General features: G+C 39.5%; 1 rRNA gene. It reads left to right on the forward strand.

Annotation, left to right across the window (positions count from 1 at the left end):
- Positions 1 to 182: 182 nt before the first annotated feature.
- Positions 183 to 263: ribosomal RNA gene (rrf, locus tag AN389_RS19825) — 5S ribosomal RNA — on the forward strand; the annotation flags it as partial.

Below are 263 nucleotides of genomic sequence, written 5' to 3' on the forward strand. Positions count from 1 at the left end.
GAAACAAGCGACAGAAGTTAATAGCTAAAGTAGATAGCAACGACGAAAGACTTAAAAAATATTATCAGATATTTTCCAAATTTATGAGGCGATACTTAGCGCGTAGCGTTAAAGTTAAATCACCTTGCGCAAAGGAAAAAGTAGCACGATGTGCTTGTCATTAATCCTTTGTAACAAATTTGCTTGGTAACCATAGCGTTTTGGACCCACCTGACCCCATGCCGAACTCAGTAGTGAAACGAAACAGCGCCGATGATAGTGTA

The sequence above is a fragment of the Pseudoalteromonas sp. P1-7a genome, from assembly GCF_001401855.1.
Classification (GTDB): Bacteria; Pseudomonadota; Gammaproteobacteria; order Enterobacterales; family Alteromonadaceae; genus Pseudoalteromonas.